Genomic DNA, 17296 nt, shown 5'->3' on the forward strand with positions numbered 1-17296 from the left:
ATCCTATACGAGGATCGATTCACGCAAGGCTATGGCCAGCTAGACTCTCAGTTGTACGGAAAACAGGCGGATCAATGATTTATCAAAACCGCCCAAACACAAAAATTCTGACACTCCCGTTCGCGGTCCCGTGCCGGGACTGCCCGAACCTACCGCCCGGCCCGGGGCGAGCGCGAACTCGCGCGAAGGACAATCCCCCGGATTGTCCTTAATCGCCGCGCTCGGACATGCGCGCTCTTGCCTCCCCAGTCCAAGCGGTAGGTTCGGCGCTACCGAACTCGCTTGGCCAGGCTCAGCCGCCCAGCCTCCTCAATGGCTGCTAGGTGCGGCATAGGTGAAGGTAGGTTGTCTTAATCCATTAGATAGACGTAGTTCGGTCGACAGATGAATTCGGTGACGGGTCAAGGCGCGGGGCCACGTCCGTATCTTCAGACCGTTAGGTATTGGCGCGGCGGGTCAGGGGAAGCAGGATGCTTACTTCGAGGCCGCCGGCGGGTGCTGTGCCGAGTATTAGGGTGCCGTTGTGGGCCTTGACGATGGCTTCGGCCAATGCAAGTCCGAGGCCTACGGAGCCGGTGAGGGTGCGGGCATCGTCCAGTCTTGAGAAGGGGCGTAGCGCTTCTACGCGCCGCTCGGCGGAAATTCCGGGGCCATGGTCGGATACGGTGATTCTGGCCTGGCCGTTCATCGTGTCCAGGGCGATTTCCACCGGCGGTTTGCCGTGATTCATGGCGTTTGTAATCAGGTTGTCGAGCAGGCGTCCCAAGGCTGTTTTGTCGGCATCGAGCGGCAAGGGTTTGTCGTGCAGACGTACAAGTTTCACTGGGCTTCCTGTGCTTTCCCACGCCGAAACCTGCTCTTCGAGCCAGGCGTTCAGGATCAGGGGAGCGAACTGGTATGAGCCTGGATCCGAGCCGCGCACGAATCCTATGAATTGGTTGACCATGCGCTGCATGTCTTGGACGTCTTTGCGCATGCCTTCTTTGAATGTGGGGTCGTCGACCATTTCGATGCGTAGCCACATTCGGGAGAGCGGGCCTTTCAGGTCGTGGGGTAGTCCCGCAAGCAGGGTTCGCTGTACTGTGCTGGATTCGGCCAGGGTGTCGAGCATTGCGTTGAAGCGCTCGCCCAGGATACGGGTTTCACGGGGGCCCGAGGGGGTCACGCGTTGTGGTTGGCCCGCGGCCATTTGGTCGGCGGCCTTGGCCAGTCGGGTGAGTGGTCGGGTAATGTGCCAAGAGAATGCGGCCGACAGTAGCAGGAAGAGTCCCATGCCGGTCAACCAGACGATGATGACGGGCGTTGCAACGGGCGGCGCAATTCTATCCAGGGGGATGACGAGCCATTCGCGGTTGTAGCCCGTGTCTTCGGGGCCGAATTCCGGCAGTAGCGATATATAAAGCCGGGGCTCGGGCCCGCGCGACAAGGCCACGCGGGTGTCGTCGCTCAGCCGCTTGTTCAGTGCCTGGACGAAAGTTCGCAGGTTGTTTCGTATATCGTTTCTTGGAGGAGGAGGCCGATCCGCGCGGTGTATTTCATTAGAAGCGGGGCGGCGGTTCTCCAGGCTGGCATCGGATGGAAGGCTGCGCGACCACAGGCGCCATTGGTTCTGTGATGCGCTGCGCACAAAGTCGGGGCGTCGCTCAGCAGGAATTTCCGACAGTGCGGCGCGTAGGGTGCGTATGGTGGTCGCGGTGAATTCGACGGCAACTTCTTCAGTGAACTGTTTGCGGTAATAGGAAACCGTGGCAAAGGTGGCAGCCTGAACCAGCAGTATGGTGCCCAGTGTCAGCAATACCATGCGCGCACGCAGGGATTTAGGCAGTAACGAATTCAGCTTCATGAGTTCAGGGTGAAAAACGGTACCCGACTCCCCATACGGTTTGTATCCAGCGCGGCTGCTTCGGGTCTTCTTCGATTGCACGCCGCAAGCGCAAAATGGCGATATCAATGGCGCGGTCGTTGCGTTCGCCTTCGTCGTCGTCACGAGCCAGCGCCAGCAAACGGTCACGAGACAGCGGCTTGCCGGGATTATTGACCAGTGCTTCCAGCAGATTAACTTCGCCGCCGGTCAGCTTGATGATGTCGCTGTCTTTACTAAGCTGGCGTGTGCTAGGGTCGAAAACAAATGGCCCGAACGCAACCGGTTTGTCTTTGTTCAGGGCCGATGCGCCTTTTTTGCGACGTAGCACGGCCTCGATGCGAGCAAGAAGCTCGCGCGGATCGAACGGTTTGCCCAGGTAGTCGTCTGCCCCGGCTTCCAGGCCAATAACGCGATCTACGGTTTCGTCTCTCGCAGTGAGTAAAATGACGGGGATGTCTTCTCCTTGTTGGCGCAGTCGTCGGCATGCTTCAGCGCCGTCCCCATCGGGCATCATGCGATCAAGCACGATAAGGTCAGGCGAATATCGCTGGATGCGCGACGCAAGGTCGCTGGCGTCCGGAGCAAGGAGCGTGTCGTAATTGTGCCGATTAAGGTAATCGGCCAGCAATTGACGCAGGGCAGGATCATCGTCGACGACCAGTACTTTTACGAGGGGATTTTCCATAGGCTAAAGTGTGCCCCCTGAGCTCCTGTCTGGCAAGCGCACGGAAATGGATTGAAATGGCTATAGCGCTTACCGGGCGTTTTTCGTTTGATTTAGCACAGGGGTTACATGGCTGGGAATACCATACAAACGTTGCGTCAGCGGCTGGCAGATTATTTATGGCTTTCCGGCCTACCCGCCATGCTGGGCTGGGCAGTGCTGATGGGCGGTCTGGGGGCCTTGGCTACCATCGGCTTTCATGAAGGCATGCGCTTTATCCAGAACCTCGTTACTGGCCAGAGCGGCTCGATTGTGGGCGTGACCGAGGGGCTCCCGTGGTACGGTCGTTTGCTATTCCCCACTTTCGGAGGGCTTATCGCCGGAACATTGCTATGGATGGCGGCTAAGACAAAAACGGAAAGCAATGCTGACTATATGGAAGCGGTCGCCATTGGCGACGGCCGTTTGTCTATAGGGCAGGGCTTGCTTCGGTCCTTGTCTTCTCTGTGTACCGTGGCATCGGGAGGCTCGATCGGGCGCGAAGGGGCGATGGTCCACCTTGGGGCGCTCGGAGCGTCCGCTGTCGGCCGTTTTATGCAATTCAGCACAACACGGCTGCGGCTTTTGGTGGCTTGCGGCGCTGCGGCCGGCGTGGCGTCTGCCTATGGCGCTCCTGTGGCAGGCGCCTTGTTCGTGGCTGAAATCGTGCTGGGCACCATGAGCATGCAAAGTTTTGGTCCTTTGCTGGTTGCCGCGGCATCGGCCAATATCGTCATGCGCATGAGCGGGCACTATCAAACTAGCTACCCGATGGCCGGCATGCCGGACCTTCCGGGAATCGAGGTGCTGCCTTTTGTGGTGATGGGCATCGTGTCGGGTCTTACGGCCCCGTTGTTCTTGAAGTTCCTGGATTTCTCGCGTAATCGGTTCAAAGGCACGGGGTTGCCCTTGCCCGCCCGGCTGGCGCTGGGCGGATTTCTGCTGGGACTTCTGCTCATTATCATGCCGCAAGTGGCTGGAAATGGCTATAGCGTAGTCAATTCGTTGCTTCACACACAATGGGCCTGGTATGCCGTGATTGCGGTGCTGATGTGCAAGGTATTTGCCACCGCCTTGACCGTTGGTTCCGGCGCCGTCGGAGGGGTATTTACACCGGCGCTTTTCGTAGGGGCCGCGATCGGTACCTTATTCGGACAAATAGTCGCTTTTTTTTGGCCCGCCATATCGGCCCCGGTCTATATGTTCACCCTGGTCGGCATGGGAAGCTTTCTCGGTGCTGCCACCAGCGCCCCGTTCATGGCGATACTGATGATCTTCGAAATGACGCTTGCTTATCCGATCGTGCTGCCTCTTCTTCCTGCTTGCGTCGTGGCATACTTCGTATCTCGGGCAGTCGCGCAAGTGGCCATGTATGACGTAACCATGGTACGCGATCGGGACCTCCAGCTTCGTCAACGATTGCGACAGACCCGGCTTGCGGAACTGCTACGGCCCGCCGAGACGGTGGTGCACACCAGTGCTCCGATCAAAGACGCCTTGCAAATGTTCCTGGACTATCCCGTCAAGTATTTATATGTGGTGGATGACAGCAACGTTTACCAGGGCGTCATTGCACAACAGGACCTGACTAGTTTATTGTTGGGTCAAAGCGAAATACAGCATAAGTGCGCGGGCGACGTCCTGCGCCGCGATTTTGTCAAGACCCTGCATCCCGACATGACCCTGGATCAAGCGCAGGATTATTTCTTGCAGTTCCAGGGCGAGCGTCTGCCGGTGGTAAGCCGGGACGAACATCCGCTGTTGCTTGGGGTGGTATACAAGTCAGCATTGCTGGAAAAGTACAGCGCCCTTAAAAAGTCCCTGGACGCCAGTGGCGAAGCGATGTTCGACTTGAAGGTGGTTCGTCGTCCGCATAAATGAATATTCTGGTCCGCCCTTTCTTGATCGAAGGGCGGCCGTTTGGTTGTAATGAAATTTTTTCGACCTTTTTCCGTTCCTTCGAAGGCTCTTGTATGCGGCATCTTGCTGGCTTGCCTGCAGGCTGCCGGCGTTCACGCTAGCTCCGCAGCGGGGATCCGTGATCTCGCGCCGATCCGTTTGTATCCGGTTGAGCAGATTTCCATTGACCCGCCCGTGCCATTGCCGGACCCGATTCCCGAAGGCGCAACGCTTACTGAGTCGCCAGGCCTGGAAGATGATATTTGGGATGTGAACGTGGACGTCTCTTGGAATGAAACAGACTTTCAGAAATGGCAGAAACAAAAGTTGTCGCCGTCCTCTCAGGGATTGAGGACTAAACGGGGATCGCGGCGTGCGCGGCTGCCCTCGCTAGGGCGCGCCGCGGGGTCTAGCGATCCGTGGGCGCGTGGTGCAAGCAATTGGCGGTATACCGGTGAACGAGGCCTCGGTGTCAGTTTGGGAAGCAACGAAATTTCTGTACCGGCGTGGGCGAACTCGGCGCGGATGGGCGGAATCAGCATTTCGCAGTCTTCAGGAGCCAAATCCGAAAGCGATCACGCCTGGCAGTATTCAATGTCGGTAGGGGCCCTGGATTATTCTGGGGGGCAAGAGCAGGGCGACCTGAACTATGGACCTACCGCCAGCAGCACCGTCTTGCGTTACAAGCTTAGCCCTCAATTCATTGTCGAGTCACAACTCGAGATGGCGCCAGATTTGCTAACCACCGGCGTGGGCGGACGCTATAAAACAAATGGCTGGGGAGCCTGGAGCGCCGGGATCGCCCGGGCCAGTTATGGTCTCGAGCAAGGTTGGCGCTATCAGGCGTCCTATGAGGTGGATGTGCTCGATGATTTGAAACTGGGCTGGTTCAACGAAAGGCACACGGCGGGCTTTACCGACCTTAGTCGTTATCAGGAAGGTGCCATCGCAGCGAGCGGCACGAGGCAGCAATTGTCGGCGACGGTGTCATTGGGACGATGGGGCGATTTAGCCGGGATGTACGAAAGTGCCAGGTCGTCTCTAGGAGATTCTGAGCGCAGTTTTGGCTTTACACAGCAGTTTTGGTACAGCCCAAACTTGCGCATTGGCTTCAGGGCGGAGCGCGAACTGGTGAGCGGCGACTATGATGTAGGTATTCGCTTTTCAGTACCTATTAATTAGCACATGACCATTTCGTCTCTCGAAACTCTGCAGCAAATCTTTGGCTACGATTCATTTCGCGGCGACCAGCAGGCCATTATCGACCATGTGGTCCAGGGCGGCGATGCCTTGGTGCTCATGCCGACTGGCGGCGGTAAATCGCTTTGCTATCAAATTCCGGCTCTGGTTCGCCCCGGCACGGGGATAGTCATTTCGCCGCTGATAGCCCTCATGCAAGACCAGGTAGATGCGCTGCTGGAATTGGGCGTGCGCGCCGCATTTCTGAATTCCTCACAAGATTGGCGCACGGCGCGTGACGTCGAGCAAGCCTTTCTGGCGGGCGAGCTCGACCTGCTATATATTGCGCCAGAACGATTGCTCACTGACCGCTGCCTTGAACTGCTGTCCAGCGGCCACGTATCGCTTTTTGCTATCGACGAAGCGCATTGCGTATCGCAATGGGGCCATGATTTCCGACCCGAATATCTAGGTCTTTCGATCTTACATGAACGTTGGCCGCAGGTACCCCGCCTTGCGCTAACCGCCACGGCTACCGCGGTGACGCGCCGTGAAATTGCCGAACGCCTGGCGCTCAACGACGCCCCTCATTACGTCGCCAGTTTCGACCGGCCCAATATCCGCTATCGCATTATCGAAAAGAATGAGGTGAGACGGCAATTGCTGGCGTTTATCCAGGCGGAGCATATGGGCGACTGCGGTATTGTTTATTGTCTGTCGCGCGCCCGGGTCGAGGAAACGGCGGAATTCTTATGTGAGAACGGCATTTCGGCCCTTCCGTACCACGCGGGGTTGGCGCCTACGGTGCGCAGTACCAACCAAGCTCGTTTTTTGCGAGAAGAAGGGATGGTGATGGTCGCCACGATCGCTTTCGGCATGGGAGTCAACAAGCCGGATGTCCGTTTCGTGGCGCATATCGATTTGCCAAAATCGGTTGAAGGTTATTACCAGGAGACCGGCCGAGCAGGACGTGACGGATTGCCCGCGACCGCCTGGCTGGCTTATGGATTGCAGGACGTCGTGCAGCAGCGACGCATGATCAACGAATCCGCGGGCGACGATTCGTTCAGGCGGCGCCTTGGCGCCCAGCTTGATGCCATGCTCGGACTGTGTGAAACCGTCACGTGCCGCCGTCAGCGCTTGCTGGCTTATTTCGAACAGACCATTTCGTCTTGCGGTAATTGTGACACGTGCCTTGAGCCTCCGCAGGCTTGGGATGGCACCGTGGCAGCACAAAAAATATTATCGGCGGTTTACCGCTTGTGGCGCGAGCGCGGCCAGCGCTTTGGCGCGGGCCATCTTATCGACATACTGCGCGGCAAGCTTACCGACAGGATCAAGCAATACGAACACGAAACCATGACGGTCTTCGGGATAGGCGCTGATTTATCAGAACAGGCGTGGCGGGGAGTGTTGCGTCAGTTGTTGGCGCAAAGTTTGCTGGCCGTCGACAGCGAGGGATACGGCACCCTCGCGCTGACCGACGCAAGCCGCGAAGTGTTAAAGGGCGAGCGAACTTTAATGTTTCGCCGTGAGTCCGAGAAAAAAGCGCGTAATTCGCGTACGGCAAGCACGCGCAGCAAAGCTGCAGAGATCGTTCTGCCCGGCGAAGCCCAGCAGCGTTTCGAGAACCTGCGCCTATGGCGTTCAGAGGTCGCTCGCAGCCATGGCGTTCCAGCCTATGTGATTTTTCACGACGCCACGCTAAGGGAGATAGCACTGAATTGCCCACAATCTTTAGATGACTTAGGTGGCATCAGCGGTGTGGGCGTACGCAAGCGTGACGCTTATGGCGAAGAGCTATTGCGCTGCGTAAGGGGCTAGTCGTAGCGGGCTCAGGAAAATAAATCAGGCGTTCCCGCTGGCTTGGGCGGAGTAAGGCCCAAGTGACGCCAAGTGGTCTGGGTCGCCATGCGTCCGCGTGGTGTGCGTTGTAAGTAACCGTGTTGTATCAAGAACGGTTCGATTACGTCTTCGATAGTGTCGCGCTCTTCGCCTATTGCTGCAGCCAGACTGTCGACCCCTACAGGTCCGCCATCGAACTTATGAATAATGGCCTCTAGCAGTTTGCGGTCCATCAGGTCGAGACCTTGCGGGTCGACTTCCAGCATGGCCAAGGCGGCATTGGCAACCGTCGAATCGATGCGACCATTGCCTTTGACCTCAGCGTAATCACGCACCCGACGTAGCAGGCGGTTGGCAATGCGAGGCGTGCCTCGTGCCCGGCGGGCTATTTCAGCGGCGCCGTCGGGTGTAGTTTCCGCTTTTAGCAAATGGGCGCTGCGCTTGACGATATGGGTGAGATCCTCGGCGTTATAGAATTCCAGCCGTGACACAATGCCGAAACGGTCGCGCAAGGGATTGGTGAGCATCCCAGCGCGTGTCGTTGCACCTACCAGGGTGAAAGGCTGCAGATCTATTTTTACGCTGCGTGCGGCCGGCCCTTCACCAATCAGGATGTCGATCTGAAAGTCTTCCAGCGCCGGGTAGAGTATTTCTTCAACGACCGGCGACAAACGATGGATTTCATCGATAAACAACACATCGTTTTTTTCAAGGTTGGTCAGTAGGGCGGCCAGGTCTCCAGGACGTTCCAGCACAGGCCCTGATGTCTGCCTTAAATGCACACCCATTTCGTGAGCCACAATGTGAGCCAGCGTGGTTTTTCCCAGGCCGGGTGGGCCGAAAAGCAGCACGTGATCAAGCGCTTCGCCGCGGTTCTTGGCGGCAGCAATGAATATTTCCAGTTGTTCGCGTACGCGGTGTTGGCCGATATATTCGTTCAAGGCGCGGGGCCGAAGTGCCCGCTCGACAGAGTCCTCGTTGGGCGAAGCGCTTTCGGGCGCCACAATGCGTTCGATGATTGCAGAGCTGGACAGGGAGTCTGAATGAATGGCCATAGTCGTTGTGCTGATTATATTTACAGTGCTTATCGTACTCTACTAAGCAATAGTTGCGCAGGCTTGCGTCGATTGCAGCATAATTCAAGATGTTGCAGCTAAATTGTTAACTCTTCGGACTCGCGATGACTCTCAGGCTTCCTATCTATGACGACGTGGTCGATGCCAGCACGGCCTTGGGGGTAGCGGCTTACCGCACTCCTGTGCTGACTTCCCAGACAATGAATGCGCGCCTGGACGCGCAAGTGTTTTTCAAGTGCGAGAATTTTCAGCGCATTGGTGCGTTCAAATTCCGGGGCGGTTATAACGCTGTCTCTAAGCTTTCGGCTGCTCAACGCAAAGCGGGGGTTGTTACGTTCTCGTCGGGAAACCATGCGCAGGCCATCGCACTAGCGTGCCAATTGCTGGATGTCGCCGCTACCATAGTCATGCCACACGACGCTCCAGCTGCTAAAAAAGCGGCCACCGTGGGTTACGGCGCACGTGTCATCAGCTACCACCGCCAAACCGAAGATCGTGAGCAAATCGCCCGCGCGCTGGTTGAAGAACAAGGCCTAACGCTAATCCCTCCGTTTGATCACGCCGATGTTATCGCGGGGCAAGGCACTGCAGTCAAAGAACTGCTCGAAGACGTCGGTGGGTTGGACCTGCTCTTCGTGCCTCTGGGCGGGGGCGGTCTGCTTTCGGGCTCTTTGCTTTCAGCAAATGCGTTAAGCCCGGAATGCGCCGTCTATGGTGTTGAACCTCAGGCCGGCAACGACGGCCAGCAGTCATTTCGCACCGGTGCGGTGGTTCACATTACGCCGCCTCATTCGATTGCCGACGGCGCCCTCACTTCGGCGTTGGGCCAGCTGACTTTTCCGATCATTAAACAGTATGCGCGCGATATCCTTACGGTGAGCGACGGTCAGTTGATCGACGCCATGCGGTTTTTCGCGGAGCGCATGAAAATGGTCGTAGAGCCCACTGGCTGCCTTGGCGCAGCAGCGGCCTTTAACGAGCTGGTTCCCGTTAAAGGCAAACGCGTTGGCATTCTGTTAAGCGGTGGTAATGTTGACTTGTCGGCATACGCCGGTTTTTTGCAGTCGAATTGACGAGTGCTCGCTGCCGCTCAGGATCGCGCCAGCGACTTCAACGCCAAACGTATTCCTTCAGCGACGTCAAGCCCTTCTGGCAGGTTCTTCAAAGCCGACTGCGACTCACTATTGGAGTATCCCAACGACAGCAGCGCATTCAGCATGTCGTCGCGACCTGCGGAATGCGAGCCAGGGGTGTGGCCCAGGTCTGCGCCCAACTTTCCGCGCAGTTCCAATAGCAGCCGTTCGGCGGTTTTCTTGCCAATGCCCGGAACCCGGGTAAGCCGGCCACTCTCCTGTTGCGTGATCGCACTGGCCAGTTCTTCCACTGTCATTCCGGACAGCACCGCCAGGGCAGTGCGTGCACCGATACCGGTGACCTTGATCAACAGACGAAATGCGCTGCGCTCGCCTGCGGTTGAAAAGCCGTACAGAGTGTGCGCGTCTTCGCGCACAGCCAGATGGGTATGCAGGGTGACCTTAGCGCCGTTCTCGGGCAGGTTATAAAGGGTGCTCATGGGTACGTCGATTTCGTAGCCCACCCCGCCAACGTCAATACATACGACCGGAGGCGTCTTTTCGAGCAATGTACCGGTGATTCGTCCAATCATGGAGACTGTCCTTGCAAATTAGCTGACCAGGCGCCCGCCACGTACCCGACTGGTATGGCCGGGCTTGAGCTGACCGGTGTCTTTAAGGCGCTGGGTCAAAGGATTGAAATGAGCATGGCAAATGGCGCAGGCCAGGGCATCGGCAGAATCGGCCGCCGGCAGGCCACTGAGAGCAAGCAGGTACTGCACCATTTTCTGAACCTGCTCCTTGGCTGCATGGCCATTGCCGACTACGGCTTTCTTAACCTGTAGCGCAGTGTACTCATGAACGTCCAGGTGGCTGTCAGCCAGGGCGCACATCGCTGCGCCACGTGCCTGGCCGAGTAATAGTGTCGACGATGGGTTGGTATTCACAAATACCTTTTCCAGAACCGACACCGTAGGCTGGGTGTCCTGCACAATTTCGCGGATATTATCCAGGATGACTTTAAGCCGTTGAGCAAGAGGTTGGTCAGTTGGCACGACTATCGTGCCGCTGGCCACATATTGCAGCTGCATGCCCTGGACATCAATGACGCCAAAGCCAGTGCGGCGTAATCCCGGATCGATCCCCAGTATGCGCATTAGTGACGGAAATGCCGTGCGCCGGTGAGCACCATGGCAATGCCTCGTTCGTTGGCGGCGGCGATGACTTCATCGTCACGCACACTGCCGCCTGGTTGAATGACACATGTCGCGCCAGCATCGGCGACGACGTCCAGCCCATCGCGAAATGGGAAGAAAGCATCGGACGCGACGGCTGAGCCGACCAGCGTCAGGCCCGCGTTCTCGGCCTTGATTGAAGCAATGCGGGCGGAATCGATACGGCTCATCTGCCCAGCACCAACCCCCAGGGTCATGTTGTTGCCGACAAAAACAATCGCGTTGGACTTAACGTATTTGGCCACCTTCCAGGCAAACGAAAGATCCTGCATCTGCTCTGGCGTAGGGGCAAGCTGCGTGACGACCTTGAAGGAGTCTTGCGGCACTTGGTAATCGTCGGGAGTCTGTACCAGCCATCCACCGCCGATTCGTTTGACGTCAAACGCGTTGTGCGCGTCGCCCTGCGGTACCTGAAGTACCCGTACGTTTTTCTTTGCCGCGAATATCGCCAAGGCTTCTTGCGAGTAGGCGGGGGCGAGCAGGACTTCGACAAACTGGGCGCTGATGGCTTGGGCCGTGGCTTCGTCGACAGGGCGGTTAAATGCGATGATGCCGCCGAATGCGGAAGTAGGGTCGGTCTTGAATGCCTGCTGATAGGCATGCAGAGTACTGTCACCGATGGCAACGCCACAAGGGTTTGCGTGCTTTACGATCACGCAAGCGGTGCCCGTGAAGCTGCGAGCGCACTCCCAGGCAGCATCGGCGTCAGCGATATTGTTGTAAGACAACTCCTTGCCTTGAAGTTGGCGGTAGCTGCCCAGAAGACCCGCGCCGACGGGCTGGTCTACGTAAAAAGCAGCTGCCTGATGCGGATTTTCTCCGTAGCGCAAAACCTGCTCCTGGTTCGCCTGGATGGTCAGGGTACGAGGCCACGGATTGCGCGCTGGTGCCTGTTCTTGGGCGGGCTCGGCCACAGCCAGGCTACTGAGGTAGGCTGCGATGGCGCCATCGTAGGCGGCAGTGTGCGCATAGGTTTTGGTGGCCAGCTCAAGGCGCAGACCGTAGGAAGGTTGGCCGTTGGGACCATCGATATCGGCCAGAACCCGTGTGTAATCTGCGGGATCTATCACCACGGTGACGCCGCCCTCGGGCGTTCCGTGATTCTTGGCCGCAGCGCGCAACATCGCGGGCCCTCCGATATCGATGTTCTCGACGGCATCGGCGAACGTGCAGTCAGGTTTCGCGATGGTTTCCCGAAATGGGTATAAATTGACGACGAGCAAATCGATGCGGTCGATGTGGTGTTCTTCAAGGGTTTTCAGATGCTCGGCACTGTCTCGGCGTGCAAGCAAGCCACCATGAATTTTCGGGTGCAAGGTCTTGACGCGCCCATCGAGAATTTCCGGGGAACCTGTGTGCGTAGCCACTTCGGTTACAGCCAGGCCGGCCTGGGCCAGCAACTTGGCGGTACCGCCGGTAGATAACAGTCGGACGCCGCGTTGGGCCAAGGCCTGGGCGAATTCAACGATGCCGGTTTTATCCGATACCGACAGTAGGGCAGTCTGGGTTTTCATAAAAATAATGATTTGAAGTTAAAAATTAAGGTTGCAGGTTGTGAGCGAGCAGTTTCTTGCGCAATGTGCTGCGCGTAATACCGAGCATCTCGGCAGCCTTGGACTGATTGCCATGGGATTTTTCAAGAGCAACTTCTAGCACGGGTCGCTCAACGCAATTGATGACCATGGCCAGCATGTCGCGCGGTTCCGAGTCGCCCAGGTCCGTAAAGTAGCGCTCGAGCCGGTCGCGCACGGATTGCTCTAGGGGATTAGTTTTACTCATGATCCTTGGTAATGATATTCGATGACGTACCCAGGCTTACGCCCCGGTCGTCTGAGCCATTGCCGGCTCGTTAGGTGGATGGCGATCAAACCATTGCTCTAAGGCACGGGTCTGGTCGCGGGTGTTGCTGGTTTGGTTAATGACGGTCAGCACTTCGCTTACATCGGGCATGTTGGCAAGATACCAGCCAATATGCTTGCGCGCCGAACGCACTCCTGTGTATTCGCCGTAAAACTGATAATGGTCTTCAAGGTGATCGAGTAAACAGCCGCGTAGTTCGCCATAAGTGGGCGGTGCCAGGTGGCTGCCGGAAGCCAGATAATGACTGATTTCCCGGAAAATCCAAGGCCTGCCCTGGGCGGCACGGCCGACCATGACGGCGTCGGCGCCCGTATACTCTAATACGTATCTCGCTTTCTCGGGACTATCGATATCCCCATTGGCGATCACCGGAATCTTCAGCGCTTGCTTTACCTCACGTATCGTATCGTATTCCGCGTGTCCTAAATATAAATCGCAGCGTGTGCGCCCGTGCAGGGTTATCGCTGCAATGCCAATGTCTTGGGCAAGCCGGGCTATGCGTACGGCATTGCGCGATTCGTGATCCCAGCCGGTACGCGTCTTGAGGGTTACCGGTACACCAAAAGGCTCGCAGGCTTTCACCACGCTTTGAAGTATCCGGGCGACCCGGTCTTCATCGCGCAACAGCGCCGAGCCGGACGCCACGTTACAAACTTTCTTGACCGGGCACCCCATATTGATATCAATTATCCGGGCCCCTTTGCGTATATTGAAGACGGCAGCCTCGGCCATCATGTCGGGGTCCGACCCTGCGATCTGTACGGCTACGGGGTCAATTTCGCCTTCGTGATTCAATCGCCTTGACGTTTTTACACTATCCCATAGGCGCGGATTGCTTGCCGCCATCTCGGACACGGCGTAACCCGCCCCCAGTGCTTTGCACAGTTTGCGATAGGGACGATCCGTTACGCCGGCCATCGGGGCGACGAAAACGGGATTCGGAAGGGACCATGAGCCAATGAACATCGGGGGATTTTAACCCCCCCGCCCAGATTTCGACTAAGCATTCAGGTGCGCAGGCCCTGTAGCAATTGCCGCGCCAGGGTGTTACGCAGCGGAGGCAGCAGATCCAGGCTCAGCAAAGCCAGTCCGCAGGCATGTTCGACCAACGGGTTGCCCGTGGCGAAGACGCGTGGCAAAAAATCGGTAATTCCGGCGGTCAACCATCGATCAGGCCGACGGGCTCGGGCGAATTGGGCAAGCAAATGAGTCGCGTCGGTTTGGGGCTGCGCAAGCCATGGTAATAAGGCCTGGGCCAACTGTGCCGCATCACGTAAGCCCAGGTTCAAACCCTGCCCGGCAACCGGGTGCAAGGTCTGGGCGGCGTTACCGATTGCGACGTTGCGCGCGTTGGTAAGCGAAGGCCCGGCGTGTAGTGACAAAGGAAATAGGTGGCGTCCGCCGATGCACCCAAACCCCCCAAGGCGATCGCCAAAGGTTTCATGCAGGATCACTTCGAACGCGTCGTCAGTCAGCGCAAGCAGGCCCGCCGCCTCGGCCGGTGCGCAACACCAGACAACACCGTACAGGTCCTGGTCATGGGGGTGAGGCAGGATGGCCAGCGGGCCCTGCGCCGTGAAGCGTTCAAAAGCCCACCCGCGGCGGGGGCGACTAACACGCACGGTAGCCAGGACCGCATGCTGCTTATAATCGCGATGGATGCCCTGCGGGCGGGCCCCATCGGACTGAACTGCCAGTGTGCTGCTGATCCGCCGGTCGCCCAAGTCCCATTCCACTCGTCCGGAAGCAAGCTGTTGCGAGGGTGTGGCTTCGATCAGGTCGACGCCGCTTCGGGCCAACGCCTCGTGCATGCTTGCAAGCAGCGCGTCATAGGACACTACGCTTCCTAGACGCGGAACGCCTAATTCAGCATGATCAATCAGCGTCCGGCCTAATCTGCCCCGCTGGGACACATGCACCACTTCGATACTGGCGGATTCGTCGGGCCACGCATTCAAGTGCTCCAGTAGTACCCGGCTGCCCTGATTAAGCGCCAGGGTACGGGGATCGGCACCGGAGGCTTGCGGCAAGGTACCGGGCGCGATAAAGCGTGGACCCAGCACGGCTATGCGTTCGGGATGGGGCGACCTGCTGGCCAGCATTAAAGCCAGCGCACTGCCAGCCGGACCGGCGCCGCTAATGGCGATATCGTATGTGGGAAGATCCATGCTTGTTCCATGCTCTACTACAATGCACAAAATATTAAGGTTATTGGCCCGATATGAAGCAATTTACCACTCCTGTCCGTCATCGCAGCAAGGTAGCAGCCGCATGGCTGGCCTGCCTCCTTGGCGTGTTCGGGGCCCACTGGTGGTATGTAGGGCGGCGCGGCGCTGTGCTGGTGACCGCATTTTCCGTACTCATGTTGGTGCTGGCGCAATTTTATCCCGTCTGGTGGGATAACCCCGCCTTCCTGATGCTCATCGTGCCAATCACCGACGGATTCATCGAGGCGCTGATTTTTGCATTGAAGCCTGATGAGTGGTTCGATAGCAAATATAACCTCGGTTCGGGGTCGGTCACACGCACCGGGTGGAACGCCGTCATTGTTGCAATCGTCACTACCTTCGTAGGCGGCACAGTAATTATGTTCGGTATCGCCATGATCGTCGTGTACGTATACACCGCTATGGGCTGGCTCGACGGGTACGTCCTGCAGCCGTTACCCCACTAGTCGCATCTGGTAGAATCCTGGTTCCTTCCGTCATTGGGGAGTAGCCAGCCTTGGTTTCCACCAGGGTGCTTGCGTCAACATACTTAGTGCTCACCACTATGGCGTAAGCGGTTGTTGCAGCAACATTGCACACCAGGCGAGACCTTTGGCCATCATGCGTTGCCTTTTGCCGGGCTCGACGCACCGATGCGCCATGGTTTTTCGCACGCCCGGCCTGGTTTATATGTTGCTCACCGTTTTCCTCTTTTTTCTTTCCGCTTTCGCCATCTATATTGCCTGCGAGTTTTTTGTCAACGGCGTTGAATGGGTAGGTTGCCGCCTTAATCTGGGCGCCACAGCGGTCGGTACCGTTTTAGCTGCTTTCGGCACGGCTTTACCCGAAAGTGCCGTGACATTCGTGGCCGTGGTCTTCGGCGATACTCCTGAACAAAAGGATATCGGTGTAGGCGCTGCGCTGGGCGGCCCTTTGGTGCTGGCCACGCTCGCCTATGCCGTTGTCGGCATTATGCTCTGGCGCCAACATCGCGCCGGACAGCACTGTAAGATCGATGTGGGGCAAGAAAGACTGGCCCGCGATCAAGCATGGTTCATGGTCATTTTTGTGGTGAAGATCGGCCTTGGGCTTGTGGTGTTCGCCTGGAAGCCATGGCTGGGATTCCTGTTTTTGCTTGTCTATGGCTACTATGTAAAGCGCGAACTAAGCACTGACGAAGGCTCCATGGTCATGGAAGAGCTTGAGCCACTAAAGCTGCGGCGCTCGAATCCCTCGATGTTTTGGGCCGTATTGCAAACTGTACTGGCGCTGCTCGCCATTGCCGTCGCCTCGCATATATTTGTGCGCCAAATTGAATCCATCGGAACCTGGGTAGGCATTGCGCCGCACATAGCGGCCCTCCTGCTGGCCCCCGTAGCGACTGAATTGCCCGAAATCATGAATGCCATCATCTGGACTCGGCAGGGGAAGGCAAGGCTGGCCTTGGCGAACATTTCTGGCTCCATGATGATACAGGCAACGATACCGAGCGCTATGGCCATTTTCATGACGCCGTGGATTCTCGATACGCCTCTGCTCGTGGCTGGTGGCCTCACGTTGCTCTCGATTGGTGTGTTATGGCTGTTATTCCGCCGAGGCGCCATGCGGGTGCCCATGCTGGCGGGGGTCAGCGGTTTTTATCTGGTGTTCGCGGGCTTCGTTGGCCTGTATTTTGTCAGATGAGGCTTGTTGGCAGGAGCGCGATCTATTACAATGCGGCGTGTTCAATTTATAGGAGCTGTGCGGTGAATTCCGACCCCGGCGATAGTAGTAGCCGATCAATTATCGGCTTTTCAATTTCCAGGCGCGTTCCGGCATAAAAGCAGGCTCACACTTAGCACAGCTTTAGCCACGCCCTGGTTTTCAAGGGCGTGGTAGTTTGAAGAATACATTCAGTATTCAAACTCCCGTCGTTTTTCAATAAACGGAACCTGTTGCGTATGCCGCGACAGGTTGGTGTTGTGTCCTGCACAACCACTTTTAGCGGGAGGTTTTATGCGCCTTTTCAATCTTTTCTTACGCCGCGCAGGCGTTGAAGCGGCACCGGTACGCAAGCCCAGCTCGGTATCGCGTCTTACTGTTGTGTGCCCCCGTCATATTTTGGCAGACGTGCGCAAGCAAATCTATCTCGATTTCGAAGCGGCAGGCCTGCAAGTTGCCAATCTGCTGGTCGACAACGCTCAGCAACACGATATGGCGCGAACCTGCGTTACGGTCAATTGCCCGCCGGAGCTGCGCTCGGTCCTGATGTCGCAGGCGCGACAGCTAAGTTCCTACCCTGGGGTACATCAGGTGCAGTGGGGCGATCGGCGTCATATTGCTTTAAACTAGCGAGGTCACGCTTACCGGATTGTC

Annotated in this window: 16 protein-coding genes and 1 riboswitch; of the genes, 7 read left to right on the plus strand and 9 right to left on the minus strand. The window is 57.4% G+C overall.

The window, feature by feature from the left end:
* Window positions 1-436: 436 nt before the first annotated feature.
* Window positions 437-1843 (minus strand): ATP-binding protein, encoded by a 1407-nt coding sequence (locus EKL30_RS11235; RefSeq protein ID WP_126707333.1) that lies wholly within the window; start codon window positions 1841-1843, stop codon window positions 437-439.
* Between the two features lie 4 nt (window positions 1844-1847).
* On the minus strand, window positions 1848-2549 hold the full coding sequence (locus EKL30_RS11240) for a response regulator (RefSeq protein WP_126707334.1): 702 nt from the start codon (window positions 2547-2549) through the stop codon (window positions 1848-1850).
* 108 nt (window positions 2550-2657) lie between these two features.
* Here EKL30_RS11240 and EKL30_RS11245 point away from each other — a divergent pair, with 108 nt between their 5' ends.
* From EKL30_RS11245 to recQ, 3 genes are read left to right on the plus strand one after another with little or no spacing between them, the layout of a single operon-like run.
* Entirely contained in the window at window positions 2658-4448 is a 1791-nt protein-coding gene (locus tag EKL30_RS11245) for a ClcB-like voltage-gated chloride channel protein (RefSeq protein ID WP_126707335.1), read from the plus strand.
* A gap of 48 nt (window positions 4449-4496) precedes the next feature.
* A complete protein-coding gene (locus EKL30_RS11250) occupies window positions 4497-5648 on the plus strand; it encodes a hypothetical protein (protein ID WP_126707336.1) in 1152 nt (383 codons plus the stop codon).
* A gap of 3 nt (window positions 5649-5651) precedes the next feature.
* Window positions 5652-7469 (plus strand): DNA helicase RecQ, encoded by a 1818-nt coding sequence (gene recQ / locus EKL30_RS11255; protein WP_126707337.1) that lies wholly within the window; start codon window positions 5652-5654, stop codon window positions 7467-7469.
* 11 nt (window positions 7470-7480) lie between these two features.
* On the opposite strand, the gene ruvB is transcribed toward recQ, so the two are convergent.
* Complete coding sequence (gene ruvB / locus EKL30_RS11260) at window positions 7481-8545, minus strand: Holliday junction branch migration DNA helicase RuvB (protein WP_126707338.1); 1065 nt, start codon at window positions 8543-8545, stop codon at window positions 7481-7483.
* Between the two features lie 125 nt (window positions 8546-8670).
* On the opposite strand from ruvB, the gene EKL30_RS11265 reads away from it, so the two are divergent.
* Window positions 8671-9639, plus strand: a complete 969-nt coding sequence (locus EKL30_RS11265) for a threo-3-hydroxy-L-aspartate ammonia-lyase (RefSeq protein ID WP_126707339.1) — start codon at window positions 8671-8673, stop codon at window positions 9637-9639.
* A gap of 17 nt (window positions 9640-9656) precedes the next feature.
* Here EKL30_RS11265 and ruvA read toward each other — a convergent pair whose 3' ends face one another.
* From ruvA to EKL30_RS11295, 6 genes are read right to left on the minus strand one after another with little or no spacing between them, the layout of a single operon-like run.
* Entirely contained in the window at window positions 9657-10232 is a 576-nt protein-coding gene (gene ruvA, locus EKL30_RS11270) for a Holliday junction branch migration protein RuvA (protein ID WP_126707340.1), read from the minus strand.
* Window positions 10233-10250: 18 nt separating this feature from the next.
* Window positions 10251-10796, minus strand: a complete 546-nt coding sequence (gene ruvC, locus EKL30_RS11275; RefSeq protein WP_126707341.1) for a crossover junction endodeoxyribonuclease RuvC — start codon at window positions 10794-10796, stop codon at window positions 10251-10253.
* Window positions 10796-12388, minus strand: coding sequence for a bifunctional phosphoribosylaminoimidazolecarboxamide formyltransferase/IMP cyclohydrolase (purH, locus tag EKL30_RS11280; RefSeq protein WP_126707342.1), 1593 nt, complete (start codon window positions 12386-12388; stop codon window positions 10796-10798). Before purH ends, ruvC begins: the two co-directional genes overlap by 1 nt.
* 25 nt (window positions 12389-12413) lie before the next feature.
* The gene (locus tag EKL30_RS11285) at window positions 12414-12653 is read right to left on the minus strand and encodes a helix-turn-helix domain-containing protein (RefSeq protein ID WP_126707343.1); all 240 of its coding nucleotides are present in this window, start codon (window positions 12651-12653) and stop codon (window positions 12414-12416) included.
* 36 nt (window positions 12654-12689) lie between these two features.
* Window positions 12690-13700: a tRNA dihydrouridine synthase DusB gene (gene dusB / locus EKL30_RS11290; RefSeq protein WP_126707344.1), complete on the minus strand. Its 1011-nt coding sequence runs from the start codon at window positions 13698-13700 to the stop codon at window positions 12690-12692.
* A 41-nt stretch (window positions 13701-13741) separates the two neighbouring features.
* Window positions 13742-14902 carry an FAD-dependent monooxygenase gene (locus EKL30_RS11295; protein WP_126707345.1) on the minus strand — a complete coding sequence of 387 codons (1161 nt, stop codon included), beginning with the start codon at window positions 14900-14902 and terminating at the stop codon, window positions 13742-13744.
* Window positions 14903-14955: 53 nt separating this feature from the next.
* On the opposite strand from EKL30_RS11295, the gene EKL30_RS11300 reads away from it, so the two are divergent.
* From EKL30_RS11300 to EKL30_RS11310, 3 genes are all read left to right on the plus strand, one after another.
* Complete coding sequence (locus EKL30_RS11300) at window positions 14956-15408, plus strand: NINE protein (RefSeq protein ID WP_126707346.1); 453 nt, start codon at window positions 14956-14958, stop codon at window positions 15406-15408.
* 23 nt (window positions 15409-15431) lie between these two features.
* A riboswitch (yybP-ykoY riboswitch) is annotated at window positions 15432-15593 on the plus strand.
* Between the two features lie 38 nt (window positions 15594-15631).
* The gene (locus EKL30_RS11305; RefSeq protein WP_126707620.1) at window positions 15632-16624 is read left to right on the plus strand and encodes a sodium:calcium antiporter; all 993 of its coding nucleotides are present in this window, start codon (window positions 15632-15634) and stop codon (window positions 16622-16624) included.
* Window positions 16625-16936: 312 nt separating this feature from the next.
* On the plus strand, window positions 16937-17272 hold the full coding sequence (locus EKL30_RS11310; protein WP_126707347.1) for a hypothetical protein: 336 nt from the start codon (window positions 16937-16939) through the stop codon (window positions 17270-17272).
* Window positions 17273-17296: the final 24 nt, after the last annotated feature.

This window comes from Candidimonas sp. SYP-B2681, from assembly GCF_003971065.1.
Classification (GTDB): Bacteria; Pseudomonadota; Gammaproteobacteria; order Burkholderiales; family Burkholderiaceae_B; genus Pollutimonas.

Coding starts and splice junctions, on each gene's coding strand:
- ruvC (WP_126707341.1), bottom strand. CDS start 10,796: ATGCGCATACTGGGGATCGATCCGGGATTACGCCGCACTGGCTTTGGC.
- EKL30_RS11245 (WP_126707335.1), top strand. CDS start 2,658: ATGGCTGGGAATACCATACAAACGTTGCGTCAGCGGCTGGCAGATTAT.
- purH (WP_126707342.1), bottom strand. CDS start 12,388: ATGAAAACCCAGACTGCCCTACTGTCGGTATCGGATAAAACCGGCATC.
- EKL30_RS11310 (WP_126707347.1), top strand. CDS start 16,937: ATGCGCCTTTTCAATCTTTTCTTACGCCGCGCAGGCGTTGAAGCGGCA.
- recQ (WP_126707337.1), top strand. CDS start 5,652: ATGACCATTTCGTCTCTCGAAACTCTGCAGCAAATCTTTGGCTACGAT.
- EKL30_RS11235 (WP_126707333.1), bottom strand. CDS start 1,843: ATGAAGCTGAATTCGTTACTGCCTAAATCCCTGCGTGCGCGCATGGTA.
- EKL30_RS11250 (WP_126707336.1), top strand. CDS start 4,497: ATGAAATTTTTTCGACCTTTTTCCGTTCCTTCGAAGGCTCTTGTATGC.
- ruvB (WP_126707338.1), bottom strand. CDS start 8,545: ATGGCCATTCATTCAGACTCCCTGTCCAGCTCTGCAATCATCGAACGC.
- EKL30_RS11305 (WP_126707620.1), top strand. CDS start 15,632: ATGTTGCTCACCGTTTTCCTCTTTTTTCTTTCCGCTTTCGCCATCTAT.
- ruvA (WP_126707340.1), bottom strand. CDS start 10,232: ATGATTGGACGAATCACCGGTACATTGCTCGAAAAGACGCCTCCGGTC.
- dusB (WP_126707344.1), bottom strand. CDS start 13,700: ATGTTCATTGGCTCATGGTCCCTTCCGAATCCCGTTTTCGTCGCCCCG.
- EKL30_RS11295 (WP_126707345.1), bottom strand. CDS start 14,902: ATGGATCTTCCCACATACGATATCGCCATTAGCGGCGCCGGTCCGGCT.
- EKL30_RS11265 (WP_126707339.1), top strand. CDS start 8,671: ATGACTCTCAGGCTTCCTATCTATGACGACGTGGTCGATGCCAGCACG.
- EKL30_RS11300 (WP_126707346.1), top strand. CDS start 14,956: ATGAAGCAATTTACCACTCCTGTCCGTCATCGCAGCAAGGTAGCAGCC.
- EKL30_RS11285 (WP_126707343.1), bottom strand. CDS start 12,653: ATGAGTAAAACTAATCCCCTAGAGCAATCCGTGCGCGACCGGCTCGAG.
- EKL30_RS11240 (WP_126707334.1), bottom strand. CDS start 2,549: ATGGAAAATCCCCTCGTAAAAGTACTGGTCGTCGACGATGATCCTGCC.